This is a genomic window from Desulfovibrio sp. 1214_IL3152, assembly GCF_036763055.1.
Taxonomy (GTDB): Bacteria; Desulfobacterota; Desulfovibrionia; order Desulfovibrionales; family Desulfovibrionaceae; genus Desulfovibrio.
This window is the reverse complement of record NZ_JBAIYW010000198.1, coordinates 1-1,271: the sequence shown is the minus strand read 5'-3', so window position 1 is coordinate 1,271 and position 1,271 is coordinate 1. Positions and strand designations below refer to the sequence as shown.

Here is a 1,271-nt window from a genome sequence, read left to right as displayed (position 1 = left end):
CGGGCTGCCCGCCGCAGAGCGCGTGGGCCGCCCGCCCTCGAAAACGCCTAGTTGGGATTTACTTCAAAGTCGCTCATATCCGCAGGGGCGTTGGGGTCCGTGGCCGACACGTCCAGGGGATATGCCGTGATCATGCACTGACGGCTGCCAATGCCAAGATCGGGTGAGGTGTTCAGACCCACCACCAGATCAAGAACGCCGTTATTGGTGGCGTCCGCCAGGTCCACAGCCGCCACGGAACCGCGAATGCGGCGCGTCTTCCACTTGAGGCCGAGGCCCACGCCGTCCCAGTACAGGGCATGAATTTCGCCCTGCGGGAAGTAGCGGTAGCGGTCAAACATCTGCGAAGCCGTGGATATGGGCTTGTTGACCAGCATGACATATTCGCCGGTGTGGCCGATATCCGCAGCAATCAGGTTCATGGGGGCGTAATACTTGCTCGGCAGCTGATAGTTTTTGTCTACGCCGAGGCCGGGCATGCCCTTATAGTGGTCCATGCCGGTGGAGGAGCCGGAAAAACGCTCCATAGTGGTGTGGACAAGGGTGTTGCCGTGGCCCTGAAAGACCTTGAGCCGCTCATCGTCAGTGAGCATGACAAGCTGGTCGCCCTTGCCGTTTCTGCCGCCCGGCAGCCAGGCCACGTTAAAGACGGTGGCTCCGGTGGGCAGGTCAAGACGCGCGCCGAAGGTGTACTTGCCGCCGGTTTTCACCATTGAGTACACGCCGGGGGCAAAAAGCTTGAGCGAATCCCAGCCCTGGCCCACAAGCGTGGGCGTGAAGGTGGGAGGCAGACGCAGCACGCTGACAAAATAGGGGATGCGCTCGGCCACCTGGGTGAACTTATTGCCCTTGAAGCTGTAAAAATAGCTGTAGGGGCGATTGCTGTCGTCCTCAAAGGTGGCCACCACAATATCCATGGCGCCGTCGCGGTTCAGGTCAATGGCCCGCATGGAAAAGTTCTTGTTGGAACGCGAAATGAGGGTTTCACCCAAAAGTTTGAGCTTGCCGTCCTGATCCCACATATAGATGCGCAGGTGGTTTTCGCTCAGCAGGGCGATCTCGTTTTTGCCGTCGCCGTTAAAATCACCCACGGCCATGCCGACCATGGTGTAAGGCAGACGCTGGCTGCGCAGACGCGAACCGTCGGTGGATCCTGAACCCTGATAGCGGAACTGCGGGTTCAGATACATCTGCTGCTGGCCGGTCTCGTTGGTAACAATGTCGCCACCGGGGGTGACGCTGCCGCCGCGCGGGCCAGCGGCCGCCGTGCT

The 1,271-nt window shown here is 60.3% G+C and carries 1 protein-coding gene; it reads right to left on the bottom strand.

All coding sequences use genetic code 11. From position 1 onward, the window contains the following. Positions 1–47: 47 nt before the first annotated feature. On the bottom strand, positions 48–1,271 hold a 1,224-nt coding region (locus V6C07_RS04165), incomplete at its 5' end, for an FG-GAP repeat domain-containing protein (protein WP_333535100.1).